Raw genomic sequence first — 12,729 nt, 5'->3', positions numbered from 1 at the left:
CCATGCCCACAGAAATCCATGGGTTTAGGCAAATTAATTGTGCTTATATCTTAACATAACAAAGTAAAAAGTGAAGCTTAGTTACCGACAGGTTGTCTACTCCTCTGCTCTGGACTCTTTGAGCAGTTTTGTCATTCCTTTCCATAGTAACCAATAAGACAAAAACCTATGGAACAAACAAAAACCTTAGCAAAAAATCAAGGACTTAATCAAGTAATTAAGGCTAAATATTGCCTTTATGCTAGAAAAAGCACTGAAAGTGAAGAAAGACAGGTACTGTCGATTGATAGCCAGATTAAAGAAATGTTTCAATTGGCCGAAAAGGAAAACTTGGAGGTCACGGCCGTGAAGCGTGAGTCGCATTCAGCCAAAGAAGCAGGACAGAGGCCGATCTTCAATGAGATTATCGAAGAAATCAAACAGGGAAAATATAACGCTATTTTGACTTGGGCGCCAGATAGAATTTCAAGAAATGCCGGCGATCTGGGTAAAATAGTTGATTTAATGGATGCCAAGCTTTTAATAGAGATTCGTACGTTTGGCCAAAAATTTACCAATAACCCTAACGAGAAATTTCTGTTAATGATATTGGGTTCGCAAGCTAAACTGGAAAATGATAATCGCAGTATTAACGTTAAACGAGGATTGCGCACTAGGGTAGAAATGGGCTTATGGCCCGGACTAGCTCCCCTTGGATATCTAAACCAAAAATTGATGGATAAAAAATGCCAGATCGTCGTTGATCCGGCTAGGGCTCCAATAATTAAAAAAATGTTCGAAAAGGTTGCTTACGAATATTGTTCCGGCATTAAGCTGTACAACTGGCTAAGATTCGAGCTGAACTTCTATACTCGAGGCAATAAGCCGCTAACCCTAAGCGGGATTTATCGCATTCTAGACAATTCGTTCTATTATGGAGCTTTTGAACATCCCCGAGGCAGCGGCAACTGGTATACCGGCAAACATCAGCCAATTATCACTCAGGAATTATTTGAAAAGGCCAAAGCACAATTAAAAAGAGATCAGATCGTCCGAGAAAACAAGGAGTTCGCCTTCACTAAACTATTCACTTGCGGCTATTGCGGGTCAGGAATATCGGCTGAAGAAAAATGGAAAACCCTCAAAGATGGCAGCTCGGCTCATTATATTTATTACGGCTGCTCAAGGGCCAAAGATAGAAACTGTAAAAATAAATATATTAGGGAAGAGGAATTAATTGACGAATTGTTTAAGATTATAGATATTGTAAGTATCAATGAACTGGGGATAAGAGTTAAGCTCCAAGATGAAATTAAAAGATTTAATAAATTAAGAAAAATCGTTGACAGCAATACCAAAACCGCGCCAACCTTGGTTGAAGAAAGTGAAGTTAATATCCGCGAATATGCTAAGTATCTCTTAAAAGAAGGCGGTATCTCAGACAAACGGGAGCTACTGGCTAATCTAAAAAGCAAATTAAAATACAAAGATAAAAAGATTACCGTAATGGAAGAGAATAAATAACCGTAAAATCATCAAACCCTACTTATTTTAAGCCAAAAATTTGCTCTTGACTTTTTCCTATTTTGTGCTATAATATATGCATAAGAATCAAAGGAGGTTCTTTACAACTCAAAATATATTAGGAATTCAAGAGAAAAAATGAGACAAGTTATCTGGAAATCATTAAACAATGGTCTTTAGATAACTTGCCTCATTCCCGAGACAGGTCGTAAACAGGGATCGTAAGCCCAAAATCCTCATCTAGTCGCCCAGCAATAATCTCAAAGGGTCAACAGAGAAAGGAGTCTGCCATGAAATGGACACAAGTCCCCGCCGGCGATCTCAATGCCGCGGAACAGCGTCTCCGGGTTGCTTTCGGAGACAACGCCGATCAGATCGTCAATCGAATCAACGCCGACCCCGCCTTCGTCGATCGCCTGGCCACATTCGCAACCGCCGGCGGCTTTACGCCGACGACATCGCAGGAACGTGCCCGTGCCATCATGGGCACGAACATGCTCGGCATCGAAGAGGCGGCCAAGCATCTCGGACTCACTCCGAGCCCCGAAATCATCAAGGCCCTGGCCGAAGTGCCGTTCACCGAGGGTGAACTCGAAGCCTGCAAGAACACCCACCTGCTGGTAGCCAACCTCGGCACCTCGATCATCGAGATCCGTCGCCTGGTTGCCGGCAAGGGCAAAGTCTTCTATGGTCAGGACTGGTACAACAACCAGAAGTTCGCTTCGCAACCCGGCAAAGTCGGCTGGGAACTGATTCGGAAGACACCGGTGGACAACTCCATCGGCAAGACCTACTCCGAGCAGCAGGCGCTGCTGGCCGAGAACGAATACACACCCACCGCTCAGACGGTGATCTACACCATGGTGCTGTACTTCCTGGCCACCGGCAAGCGCTTGTTCGAAAGCGTCTACGTTCGTTGCAGTGATCTCGCTTCGGACGGTAACCGCGTCTACGTCGGCTACTTCGGTGCGGATGGTCTCCTCGTCAGCGACGACTGGGATGACTACCGCGACGACGGCATCGGTCTGTCCGCGGCCCAGAAGTTCGAAGCTTAAAACCTCGAACACTCGAGCCTTTTGATTCCTTGAGCCTTCGCTACATCCGCCAAACTTGGCGGGTCATGTGGTGAGGGCTCTTTTCTTTTAATCTTAAAGATCAAGCTAGAACTTGACTTTTTTGGAAAAATGTGATAAAATATAATCAGAATAAGTAAGGGGATGACAATAAGACGAGCGTTTTGGGCATCAAGATAATTGATTTTTAAAACGCTCGTCTTATTCCAAGATGAGACCGCGACCTACGGCCTAGGTCAAATTCTCTAAAGTCTCTAAAGGACAAAGAGAATACAAACACAACAGGAGGTAAGTACCATGGGTACAAACCAAAATGGTCTCTGGACTCTGGAGTTCGGAGAAATCGGATCGACCCTCAAGGCACTCCAAGATCGAGGAGTGACGAAGGTCCACTGGGATCGTGTGCGAACCGACCCTGACTATGCCCGCAAGGTGGCGGAAGCTTTCCTGAGCGGCGAAGTCGAGAGTCCGATCTCGCTGGAACTCGTCCGTGAGCTGATGGGTAACGAACGCTTCTTCGGTCCTGACGATTGGGCCGCGCTTTACGGAGCACGCTTCACCAAGAAGCAGCTCCGAGAGATTGCCCGATTCCCCTGGAACGAGACAGTGCTCAACAGCCCGTGCCCCTTCGTGCCCGGCAAGACGATTCGCGAAACGCACATCGCCTTCCTCGAGCTCGATCGGATCAACGGCACTCCGCTGACCATCATGAAGTGGCAGCAGTTGCAGCCGGCCCCGGGCCAACCCAGGTTCTACAAGTACAGTTCCGAGGCCTGGTACAGCAACCAGCGTTTCGCCGTCAGAACGACCGGCAAGTTGCGTTGGCGGCTGATGCCCCTCGAGATCGTACCGAATTCCGAAGACAAGACCTTCGCTGACCAACAGAGTATGCTGCCGACCAACTATGAGGTACCGCCGGCTGTGACCGAAGTTACCAAGGCCATGCTGTACTTCAAGAAGAGCGGTCAGTACGTCAATCCGACCAGATATGGCCGCTGCTCCGATCTCACTTCGGGCGGTTACCGCGTCTACGTCGGCTACTTCGATGCGAATGGTCTCGTCGTCGACGACTGGGATGGCTACCGCTACGACCACATCGGTCTGTCCGCGGCCCGGAAGTTCTGAGTCTTGAGTCATCGAGACCTAGACACTTCTTGAATCCTTGAGCCTCCGTTACATCTACCACAACCGGTAGCTCTGTGTGGAGGCTCTTTCTTTTTTGTTAAAATTGATATATTATAATAATGTTCGGCTAATGAAGGCTAGATCAAGGTTTAACCTCGCCGAACGTCTCTTCTTTTGCCTACCTGTCGAAGCTTCGGCGGAAGCGGGAGACTTCACCAGAGTATCGCCTTTCTACGGATTGCGATAGCGCGTGAAAAAAGATGGAGGCAGAACTTCTTGTCTGTTTTTAGTGGAGATCTCTGATTTAATCGGAGTACTCTCGAATAAACTACCCTTCCCACGACTCAGGGTAAACAAGAAGAAGAGGATATAGATTCTTAACGGAACGGCAAACCTCAACTTCTGAAGATTTGGATGAAAACAGACAGTTTTCTCACTTCGGACGGTAACCGCGTCAACGTCGGCAACTTCGATGCGAATGGTCTCAACGTCAACAACAACTGGGATGACAACCGCAACGACAACATCGGTCTGTCCGCGGCCCGGAAGTCATTTCTCTGTCTAAGCCAAAGGGCCCCCATAAGGGGCCCTTTGATTGAAGTCTTAAAAATCTTTACTAGATTTTAACCAACCACCAAGCATCCGGCCAATTTCATCAACAGCTTCTTGCAAGGTTAGATACTTTTTCTGGTCAATGATTTTGACTTCTTTCATCAAGCGTATAAAAACTCGCAAGAAGTTAAGTTTAGCGCTAGCTCGCTCAAGGGTTGGCACTTTATTAATCTTGCTCTGCTGGCTAGCCAAAAGAATGGCTTCAATAATCTCTAAAATCAGGTTCTCTGATTTTTGCCAAATAGTGTAGCGATCCTGTTTGGAAACACCGTGGCGAAAACCATAGAATATTTTGTAGAGATCATAGATGTTTTTTAAGATGGGAACGTCGAATTCGTTGGGCATAGTTTTATTTATTAAAAATTAAAATGAAGATCTATAGCCATCTGTTTGAAAAGATCATCTCTTTGGAAAATCTGTTTTCAGCTTGGGACGAATTTCGCCAAGATAAAAAGAAAAAATCAGATATCCTGAAGTTTGAATTTAATTTAGAGCCCAATATTTTCCAATTGTACCGGGACTTACAAAACCATGCTTACAAGCATGGCCCATACACATCTTTCTTTATTACCGATCCCAAACAACGGCACATTCACAAAGCCTTGGTTCGTGACCGCGTACTGCATCATGCGGTTTTTACTGTTTTGAATCCAATTTTTGAACCAACCTTTATCGGCCATTCTTTCTCTTGTCGAATTAACAAAGGAGCACACAAGGCCGTGAATTGTCTAACCAAAATTCTACGAGCTACTAGTGCTAATCACACCAAACCTTGTTTTATCCTCAAATGCGATATCAGTAAATTCTTTGCCAGCGTGGATCATGATACTCTATTAGAAATTGTCAGCAGAAAGATAAAAGACGACAAGGCAATGTGGTTAATTAAGGAAATTATTGAAAGTTTTTGCTCTAATCAATCCGATCTATTTAAAAAGAGAGGCCTCCCGATTGGTAATTTGACCTCTCAATTATTTGCGAATATCTATCTTAACGAGTTTGACCAATTTGTAAAGCATGAATTACAAATTAAAAAATATTTGCGCTATACAGATGATTTTATTGTCGTGGCTAATGATAAAAAATATCTAAGAAAAATATTAAAAGCGATGAAAAAACTTTTAGAGCAAAAATTATTCTTAAAAATTCATCCGAAGAAAATTATCATTCGTAAATTTGATCAGGGCATTGATTTTCTAGGCCACCTACTCCTACCCTATTACCGCCTAATCAAAACTAAAACGAAACAAAGAATAATGCGAAAGTTAAGGGGCCGAATTAAAGAATATAAAAATGGTATAATTAGCGAGAAGACGCTCGAACAATCGCTCCAATCATATCTCGGTGTATTGTCACATGCTAATACTTACAAATTAGGCCAATATCTCAAAAATCAATTTTGGTGGTGGTTGAAAGATTAAAAAGGTCGGAGACTAAAAACAACAAGACAACACAAATAGTCCTGTTATTTTTAGCCAAAGCCCATTGGCCTTAAGGAAAGATTTCGAAAAAAACTACTTTGATTCCTCAAGGGTACGAGCTTTTTGGTTTCCCTGTTCGGTCAAACCTCTAGCTGCCACTGCTTTGACCTACTAAGGAGAGGAACAAAATCCGTAGTCTTCTGACGCTGGCTCATGTCCATAGACATTTTGCTCTGGCCAGAAAAAAGAGTACCGGGCGCAGCGAAAACCAACATTGTTGTTCGAATTCGACGTGTTCCAATTCAAGTTCAAGTTGAAGACTCCGGCATTGGACGTATTGTTCCAGTTGCCGCCACGAATGAACACGTGAGCGCTTTGACTTTGCCCCTTTGATTAACAACTGCTCTTCAGCCAACCGCCGAGCATTTTGCCGACTTCATTAATTTTCTCCGCGGCCAAGCTATATTGTTTGAGACTGATAAATTTCAAGTCCTTACTTAAACGAATTAAAATTCTTAATTTATCTAAATCAATACTGGCTTGTTTAAGATAGGCCGTCTTGTTTCTTTCGGCGTTGGCGGCAATGACGTTTTTGATAATTTCCAAGGCTGTATTTTCCGTCTGCTGGCCCAAGATAAAGCGCTGCGACTTGGGAAATTTATTAATTACCGGATGCAGCCAAAGGATTAAATCGTAAATTTTTTGAAAAATCGGTAGATTTTGAAGCATTTTGAATAATTTTAAAGGTTATCCACAGATTTTAATTTGACTTTAATCTCTAATCTATTGTACTAGCATTATCACCACGAAGAAGACCCTTATGGAGCTCGTCTCCATCGGGGGCTTTTTCATTTTAGTTCTAAAATTGATTTTTGATCGTTAAGATAAGCGATGCGCGCATTTGTCCTTTTTAATAAAATCGAACATTTATTTTCTAAATTTGGCGAAAGAACTATCGCCAATTTATTTTTATCTTGAAGAAATTTTACTAACCCAGCGTAATCGCCGTCGCTGGAAACAATAGCAGCTTTATCAAATAAATTTTCATAAGCTTCTTGGGTTGTCTTTAAGACCAAATCGGCATCGCAATTGCCCTTTGCCGTCACCATCATAAACAACTTCCTTAAAAATTAGAGTGAAGCCGGCTTCTTGCAGATTAGTATAAAGATCTTTGTTCTTCGGAATCAAGCCGATAAAAATATATGCTTTGCTGACAGAGTACTTCTCGGTTAACCAGATTCTAAATCTTCTATGGTCTAATTTCCAACCTAAACTTTTTACACCCATGTGTAAATTGGCTCCATCAATAAAAGCGTAATTATTTTCTAAAATTTTCTAAAAATTATACAAATGAAGCGGAACAGACAAGATTAAGTCGGAAAGCCAAATTTCCAACCCGCCTGCTGGCGGGCCAAATACCAAATATCTACGGGGACTACCGGGCGCAGCGAAAACCAACATCGTAGCTCGAACCCGACGCGGTCCAATGCAAGTCCAAGCCGAAGACTCCGGCACGGGACGTATTGTGCCAGTTGCCGCCACGAACGAACACGCGAGCGGTGACAGCGGCTGAGTTTGAGTTGGCATAAATCTTGCCCACACCATAATTTGAATTCCAAGTATCGTCAGAGGGACGAAAAACCGCCTTGCCGTCAGTGTAGCCGGTAGTAAAAGTATTGGCCCCGTTATTATTCAAAGCGGTAAATTCATAGTAATTCCAACCTGAAACATCGTCATCGTCTGGTTGGTCCAATTCTTGGTGGGTAGCGTCAGCGCCAGACGGCGTAAAAGACACGTGTTCGTAGACATTGCCAGAAATATCCCAAATAGTTGAACCGTTACTTAAGGTCAACATAGCTTTGGAATTTCTGCCTAGGCCCTTTTCCGGATCAGCGCCATTGTAGCTGGCTGAATCGGTAATGCCGACATTGCCTCGTTTTAAGCCGCCGCCAGAAGCCACGGTCGAGCCGATTTGATTGTTAGCCCAGTTTGCTTGGACTTGTTCCGCGTCTCGAGCAATGGCCATCCATTCGTCGTTGGTAATCAAATGATAGCCGGTCGGACAGGCTGATATGGCTTGAGTATGGGTAATGCCGGCGATGGGCGATCCTTCCGGAGAAGAAACCACTTGGCTGGCATTCCAGGAAGACGGACAAGGAGAAGAGGTGTTGGCCCAATCCCAAGTGTCGTAAGAAGCACTGACTCGACATCCAGTTGGCGGCACATCGGTACCGGCATCATTGCCCTTGCCATCTGCGTCAGTGTCATATTTAGCTTCGTATTGCATAACGTAAAAACCAGTCTTACCATTGAGAACTGAGCCGGTGCGGTCAAAATAATAGGAGTTGTTGCCGGTTTTGGTCACGAGAACATCACCTCGAGCTAATTGCTGGGCATTATTGCCGCCATAAACTTCGTAAGAGGTGGTTTCCTGTCCGCCGTCTTGCTGAGCCGGATCGTAATTAGATGATTCGACATAAACCGAGATGTGGTATTGAGAGCCGTTACCAGCGGTACGATACCAATAGCAATGATCGGGGTAGGCCGTATCTTGGAAAAGGGGGTCTTTGGGAATTTGGGTCATATATGAACTCATTAAAGTGGCAAAGTTCGTTGATTGTTCCAAACAAAAACCATAATTAGAGTCGCTATCTGAAGGCCCAATATCGCCGCTAGGATAGGAATTGTTGTTAGCATAGTAAAGCTCCAGGGCCATAGACAGGGCTTTAAGATTCTGGGCTCTAACCGCGTCTCTGGCTTTGACCCGAGCCGAATTAAAGCTGGCCACAGCTATAGCCGACAAAATGCCAATAATGCCGATCACGACCATAAGTTCGACCAGTGTAAGAGCTCGTCGCTGAGATAATTTTTGGAAACAAAAAAACTTCATGAAATGATTCATAGCTTATGACAACTCGCTTGAGCGTAATTTTGCAGCATCTTAAGTATTTTTTTCCTTAGTTGCCATGATCTGGCGAACTTGGCATAACCGGCCCAAGAAACCCAGGATTTTTGGAAGTCCTGACCGGCCAAAAAAGATGGGCCAAATTTTTTAACTCCCTTTTTAAATCTCTTGAGGCATCTTTTGACTGTTGATTTTCTTAGCAATCGATAATTGGGGAAAACTACGTAGCCGAGAAAATCAATGCCTCTGATAGCCGGCGCGATCACCAGTCTTTTAGGATTAAGCCGTAATTTCAGCCGTTCTCGCAGGAAGTTTTCAATCTGATTTTTCAACTGCCAAGCTTCTTGTTTACTATATACCAAAATTAAAAAGTCGTCCATATAACGAAGGTAATATCTTAAGCCCAAGGTGTGTTTGACAAACTTATCCAACTCATTGAGGTAAATATTGGCAAATAGTTGACTGGTTAAATTGCCAATAGGAAGACCGGGGGCGTGGCTGTCAATGATGATTTTAATCAGGCGAAGGACGAACTTATCCCTGATTTTCTTTTGGATTAAATTAAAAAGAATATCGTGATCGATATTCTGAAAATAGCGGCTGATATCACCCTGCAAAACATAAATTTGGCCGGCAGTTTTATCCTCTCTCTCTCTCTCTCTCTAAACTCGCTGCGCTCGGTCGGCTACCGGTCATAAAGGCGCTTTTTAAAAAACTCTGTAGTCTTTTGATAGCTCGATGCGTGCCTTTACCTTTGCGACAAGCATAGGAGTCGAAGATAAAGGAAGGGTCAAAGATGGGCTCAATAATACGATGCAAAGCGCTATGAACCACGCGGTCGGGAAAAGTCGGAGCTAAAATCTCTCGCTTTTTGGAATCATAGACCATAAAAGGACGATATGGGCCGGGGCGATAAGTTTGGCCCGACAATCTTTGTTGAAGAGTAGAAATATTGGTTTCAAGATCCCAGTTGAATTTGAGGGTTGAAGGACAAAAACGTTTACCTCGGCTGGTTTCGTATGAGGCTAAATACAGATTCGGCCAAGCGACGACTTGAGGAAAGATGTGAGAGTGGGTTTTCATATCCAAATAAAACGAAATTACTATTGCTTCAATCTATTTGCGGTCATAAAATTCTTAAGCCACCCGGCGTCAAGAGCCGCAAGATATAAAACACCATCTGGAGAATCCTTGTGAATTTGCCCTGGTGAAGCCGTCCAAATACGAAGCACGAAAATTCCGAATATTCTGGCCAATAATCCGCTGATGATCGTTACATTCTGAATTGAATCGAACACTATTGTTTTTGATTTTTTTGAGATAATTCCCCAGTTTAACGTTATCTTGTTTTCTTCAACTGAAAATGAAGTATTGTTGTAATCTAGAGCAAAATAAAGAGCGAATGGGAGGCCGAGAAAAATAAACAAGCAGATTACTATGACAAACCAACCATTAAGACCGAGAAAAAGGAATGGGGTAGAAATCAATAATAAAAGTAGAGTTAATTTTGCATACAAGAATGATATAAATATTGGGGGGAATTTATATGTTTTATTTAGCTCCATAATGATTTTGCTTACTGATTATATAATATTAATATAACATAAACGGTCAGGATGAGAAGTGAATAGTATGCCCTGAAGCAAAAGGGGCGGAATAAAATCCCGCCCCTTTTGACCCGAGCTGATTATGGTTGGAAGAATGTCGGCCCTTTTAGTTCGGAACCCCATCTACATATCTAGGTGGGAATTTCCCGCATACTTTAAAACACAGTAAAGATGGGGGCTCTCGGGTTGCACGATAACAGCTTGTGCTGGCGGTGGCGATTTCCGGAACTTTGAACCAGTTTACACCACCAGAAGCTGGTCAATGAGTCGTATTGATAAAATTATACGCCAATTACGCCGAATTTACAAGGATAATCCTAGCTATTTTGATGTTCCGGCTTTTGCTCAAAAAGTCTATTAATCTGAATTGCTTAATTTAGCTAAAATTCATCGCCTCTCGTTAGGGCTTCCTCGATCAGTTTCCTTTCTTTCAGGTATCTGGTTACGGCATACCACGCTGAGTTTATAAGCGGTATTAATAATGCCCAACGAGGGTCATTCTGTACATAAGCCAACAAGATCGGCAGAATGGACGAGACTCCGGAATATAGGAAAACTATCGCAAGGTGCTTTAAGGCTTCTTTATGTGCTTGTGTCATAGTATTTGTTTTAATTTATCGATTGCTTGTTCTAAATGGTTCATGACCTGTTCGGCAATCACAGATCGGTCAGTTTCGCTCTTTTGCCCTCTAAAATTAGATACCCATTTTTGGAGATTATCTCCCGGGCAAGCTGTCGAAGCTCCGCTGACCTCACGATGGCCGAGAACATTCTCTTTCGGAATGCTGTACTTCGACATCAGCTTTTTGAGTAAATCCAACAAAGAGGATAATTGTTCAACGGTCGGTACTTCAGTCATGAAGTTTCCGGGCAGACAAATTCCAAGCGATTTGAAATTCATGCTGTCGGCTACACAATGTGCCCCAATCGTATTTTCAGATCGTCCAGCCATCACTTTACCGCTGGCTGTTATAAAAAAGTGGTATCCGATGTCACCCCAACCTTTTGAGATGTGATATCTTTTTACCGCATCGAATGTCGTGGTATCTCTGGCGGTCGCAGAATGATGGATAACCAAATATTTGATTTTGTCAGGTTTAAGTTCCATAGTGTTTTGCTAATGAGATTAATAAATTGATTAATGCGGTTATAAGTCCGCCGACTGATGCAGTGGCGATAAGCCAGAAAAACTTCTTGATCCAAGCCATGTCATTTTTAACCGACCCCATTTCCTCGTTAATAATGACAATATGCTTTTCGATGCTATCAAGCCGTTTGTCCTGCATGTTGTTTTGATAAGATTCGTCATTCATATTTTTATTTTGGTACATATGCTCTTTCAAATTGTCTGATCAGACCTCTGCTTTCCAACGCCTGTTCAAGCCGGTCTTGCAGTTCCTGATCTCGCCAATACTTTTCTTTTTCTATATCCACTGATTTTGCTTTTGAGCCGAGTAATCCATAAAGAAACTTAACCGCACCCGATGTTTTATCGTCAGTTAGTTTTCCGGCCGTGGTATAGAACCTCCCCAATGCAGTGTTTAAAAAGTGAAGCTTGTAAGCATTGGCGGTGTAACTTACCGAACCATTCTTATTTTCCTTTTCTCTAACTTCCAGCCATTCTCTCAGCCCCGGTACTTTGTTTATAAACGGATACACCCGGTTTGATTCGGCTATTGGCTCCCCAGTGAACAGATTTTGTCCAGTACCCACTTCAATCGGGTATTTCAAAAGCGGAGATAATTCGCCAACCATGCTGGCCACAGTTCTTTTTGCACTTCCTTTATAAAGTCGGTTTATATCCTCAACGGGCAAACCGAAGCCGTAGATGTATTGCGAAAAGCCGTCTTTTTCGCCAAGTCGGACCGGCAACCCCTCTCGCATATAAGGAGGCAATGAGGCGAATTCCTCTTGAGCTTTCTCTTTGTCTGATTGTAGGTTCTGCAATCCTTTTCCGATGGCTGAATATTTGCCTGGCTGTTTGACCATTTGTTCAAGTTGCAGAGGAATATTTCCACGAGTCCATCTGTAAAACGGCAATAACCGCTTCATGATGTTTTGCTCAAATGGTGCTAGGGCTTCCGGTGCATAGTCGAAGTGAAATTGGAAGACTGTTTTGGCGGCCTGTTCGGGTGCATCGCCTTTAATTAATCGATCAACAAACAGTGGCAGTCGCAGTCTGTTTTCCACGACTTCCATTGCTTTTGCAGGTGTTCCCATAAGCTTGGCCACCGGCCCTTTAGTGACATCTTTTTCCACTTCTTTCATGACATCCAAATATCCCGGCTGACCGACGACTCCTAATTTACTTGCCAGTTCTTTTATTTGCTCGTATCCGTATTTAGTCCCGAGCTTGGTGGTAATTGTTCCTTTTGATCCTCTGGCTATCTGATCAGCTTGCAAATATCTGGCAGGATTGGTCACGCCGGCAATCCAGTTGTTGAAAGTTCCTCCCATGAAGTTTCTTGTGTGGAAAGCAGGAAACC

15 protein-coding genes are annotated in these 12,729 nt (G+C 43.4%); 5 read left to right on the top strand and 10 right to left on the bottom strand.

Annotation, left to right across the window (positions count from 1 at the left end):
• Positions 1 to 168: 168 nt before the first annotated feature.
• From PHV78_02585 to PHV78_02575, 3 genes are all read left to right on the top strand, one after another.
• Positions 169 to 1,503 carry a recombinase family protein gene (locus PHV78_02585; GenBank protein ID MDD5396113.1) on the top strand — a complete coding sequence of 445 codons (1,335 nt, stop codon included), beginning with the start codon at positions 169 to 171 and terminating at the stop codon, positions 1,501 to 1,503.
• Positions 1,504 to 1,793: 290 nt separating this feature from the next.
• The gene (locus tag PHV78_02580; GenBank protein ID MDD5396112.1) at positions 1,794 to 2,558 is read left to right on the top strand and encodes a hypothetical protein; all 765 of its coding nucleotides are present in this window, start codon (positions 1,794 to 1,796) and stop codon (positions 2,556 to 2,558) included.
• Positions 2,559 to 2,873: 315 nt separating this feature from the next.
• Complete coding sequence (locus tag PHV78_02575; GenBank protein MDD5396111.1) at positions 2,874 to 3,701, top strand: hypothetical protein; 828 nt, start codon at positions 2,874 to 2,876, stop codon at positions 3,699 to 3,701.
• A gap of 603 nt (positions 3,702 to 4,304) precedes the next feature.
• Here PHV78_02575 and PHV78_02570 read toward each other — a convergent pair.
• Positions 4,305 to 4,658: a four helix bundle protein gene (locus tag PHV78_02570; protein MDD5396110.1), complete on the bottom strand. Its 354-nt coding sequence runs from the start codon at positions 4,656 to 4,658 to the stop codon at positions 4,305 to 4,307.
• Positions 4,659 to 4,681: 23 nt separating this feature from the next.
• Here PHV78_02570 and PHV78_02565 point away from each other — a divergent pair, with 23 nt between their 5' ends.
• Both PHV78_02565 and PHV78_02560 read left to right on the top strand, forming a co-directional pair.
• Complete coding sequence (locus PHV78_02565; protein MDD5396109.1) at positions 4,682 to 5,731, top strand: reverse transcriptase/maturase family protein; 1,050 nt, start codon at positions 4,682 to 4,684, stop codon at positions 5,729 to 5,731.
• A 213-nt stretch (positions 5,732 to 5,944) separates the two neighbouring features.
• The gene (locus PHV78_02560) at positions 5,945 to 6,124 is read left to right on the top strand and encodes a hypothetical protein (protein MDD5396108.1); all 180 of its coding nucleotides are present in this window, start codon (positions 5,945 to 5,947) and stop codon (positions 6,122 to 6,124) included.
• On the opposite strand, the gene avd is transcribed toward PHV78_02560, so the two are convergent.
• From avd to PHV78_02515, 9 genes are all read right to left on the bottom strand, one after another.
• The gene (gene avd / locus PHV78_02555; protein MDD5396107.1) at positions 6,125 to 6,460 is read right to left on the bottom strand and encodes a diversity-generating retroelement protein Avd; all 336 of its coding nucleotides are present in this window, start codon (positions 6,458 to 6,460) and stop codon (positions 6,125 to 6,127) included. It abuts the gene before it with no gap.
• 119 nt (positions 6,461 to 6,579) lie between these two features.
• Positions 6,580 to 6,843, bottom strand: coding sequence for an NYN domain-containing protein (locus tag PHV78_02550; GenBank protein ID MDD5396106.1), 264 nt, complete (start codon positions 6,841 to 6,843; stop codon positions 6,580 to 6,582).
• 323 nt (positions 6,844 to 7,166) lie between these two features.
• A complete protein-coding gene (locus PHV78_02545; GenBank protein ID MDD5396105.1) occupies positions 7,167 to 8,633 on the bottom strand; it encodes a type II secretion system protein in 1,467 nt (488 codons plus the stop codon).
• Positions 8,630 to 9,253: an RNA-directed DNA polymerase gene (locus PHV78_02540; GenBank protein MDD5396104.1), complete on the bottom strand. Its 624-nt coding sequence runs from the start codon at positions 9,251 to 9,253 to the stop codon at positions 8,630 to 8,632. Before PHV78_02540 ends, PHV78_02545 begins: the two co-directional genes overlap by 4 nt.
• Positions 9,254 to 9,275: 22 nt before the next feature.
• Complete coding sequence (locus PHV78_02535) at positions 9,276 to 9,719, bottom strand: reverse transcriptase (protein ID MDD5396103.1); 444 nt, start codon at positions 9,717 to 9,719, stop codon at positions 9,276 to 9,278.
• 20 nt (positions 9,720 to 9,739) lie between these two features.
• Positions 9,740 to 10,201 carry a PH domain-containing protein gene (locus PHV78_02530; GenBank protein MDD5396102.1) on the bottom strand — a complete coding sequence of 154 codons (462 nt, stop codon included), beginning with the start codon at positions 10,199 to 10,201 and terminating at the stop codon, positions 9,740 to 9,742.
• A 637-nt stretch (positions 10,202 to 10,838) separates the two neighbouring features.
• On the bottom strand, positions 10,839 to 11,351 hold the full coding sequence (locus tag PHV78_02525; GenBank protein ID MDD5396101.1) for a peptidoglycan recognition family protein: 513 nt from the start codon (positions 11,349 to 11,351) through the stop codon (positions 10,839 to 10,841).
• Positions 11,341 to 11,556 (bottom strand): hypothetical protein, encoded by a 216-nt coding sequence (locus tag PHV78_02520; protein ID MDD5396100.1) that lies wholly within the window; start codon positions 11,554 to 11,556, stop codon positions 11,341 to 11,343. The genes PHV78_02525 and PHV78_02520 overlap by 11 nt, the downstream gene beginning before the upstream one ends.
• A gap of 4 nt (positions 11,557 to 11,560) precedes the next feature.
• Positions 11,561 to 12,729: hypothetical protein (locus PHV78_02515; GenBank protein MDD5396099.1), on the bottom strand; the 1,169-nt coding region annotated here is incomplete at its 5' end.

It is taken from the genome of Patescibacteria group bacterium (assembly GCA_028715115.1).
Lineage (GTDB): Bacteria > Patescibacteriota > Patescibacteriia > UBA2591 > UBA4787 > JAQUSN01.
This window is presented reverse-complemented; position numbering and strand designations above follow the sequence as displayed.

What these genes read in the sequence shown, in the direction of transcription:
- PHV78_02560 (MDD5396108.1), top strand. Translation starts at nt 5,945, where the DNA reads ATGTCCATAGACATTTTGCTCTGGCCAGAAAAAAGAGTACCGGGCGCA.
- PHV78_02525 (MDD5396101.1), bottom strand. Translation starts at nt 11,351, where the DNA reads ATGGAACTTAAACCTGACAAAATCAAATATTTGGTTATCCATCATTCT.
- PHV78_02570 (MDD5396110.1), bottom strand. Translation starts at nt 4,658, where the DNA reads ATGCCCAACGAATTCGACGTTCCCATCTTAAAAAACATCTATGATCTC.
- PHV78_02550 (MDD5396106.1), bottom strand. Translation starts at nt 6,843, where the DNA reads ATGATGGTGACGGCAAAGGGCAATTGCGATGCCGATTTGGTCTTAAAG.
- PHV78_02585 (MDD5396113.1), top strand. Translation starts at nt 169, where the DNA reads ATGGAACAAACAAAAACCTTAGCAAAAAATCAAGGACTTAATCAAGTA.
- avd (MDD5396107.1), bottom strand. Translation starts at nt 6,460, where the DNA reads ATGCTTCAAAATCTACCGATTTTTCAAAAAATTTACGATTTAATCCTT.
- PHV78_02520 (MDD5396100.1), bottom strand. Translation starts at nt 11,556, where the DNA reads ATGAATGACGAATCTTATCAAAACAACATGCAGGACAAACGGCTTGAT.
- PHV78_02530 (MDD5396102.1), bottom strand. Translation starts at nt 10,201, where the DNA reads ATGGAGCTAAATAAAACATATAAATTCCCCCCAATATTTATATCATTC.
- PHV78_02580 (MDD5396112.1), top strand. Translation starts at nt 1,794, where the DNA reads ATGAAATGGACACAAGTCCCCGCCGGCGATCTCAATGCCGCGGAACAG.
- PHV78_02565 (MDD5396109.1), top strand. Translation starts at nt 4,682, where the DNA reads ATGAAGATCTATAGCCATCTGTTTGAAAAGATCATCTCTTTGGAAAAT.
- PHV78_02535 (MDD5396103.1), bottom strand. Translation starts at nt 9,719, where the DNA reads ATGAAAACCCACTCTCACATCTTTCCTCAAGTCGTCGCTTGGCCGAAT.
- PHV78_02575 (MDD5396111.1), top strand. Translation starts at nt 2,874, where the DNA reads ATGGGTACAAACCAAAATGGTCTCTGGACTCTGGAGTTCGGAGAAATC.
- PHV78_02545 (MDD5396105.1), bottom strand. Translation starts at nt 8,633, where the DNA reads ATGAATCATTTCATGAAGTTTTTTTGTTTCCAAAAATTATCTCAGCGA.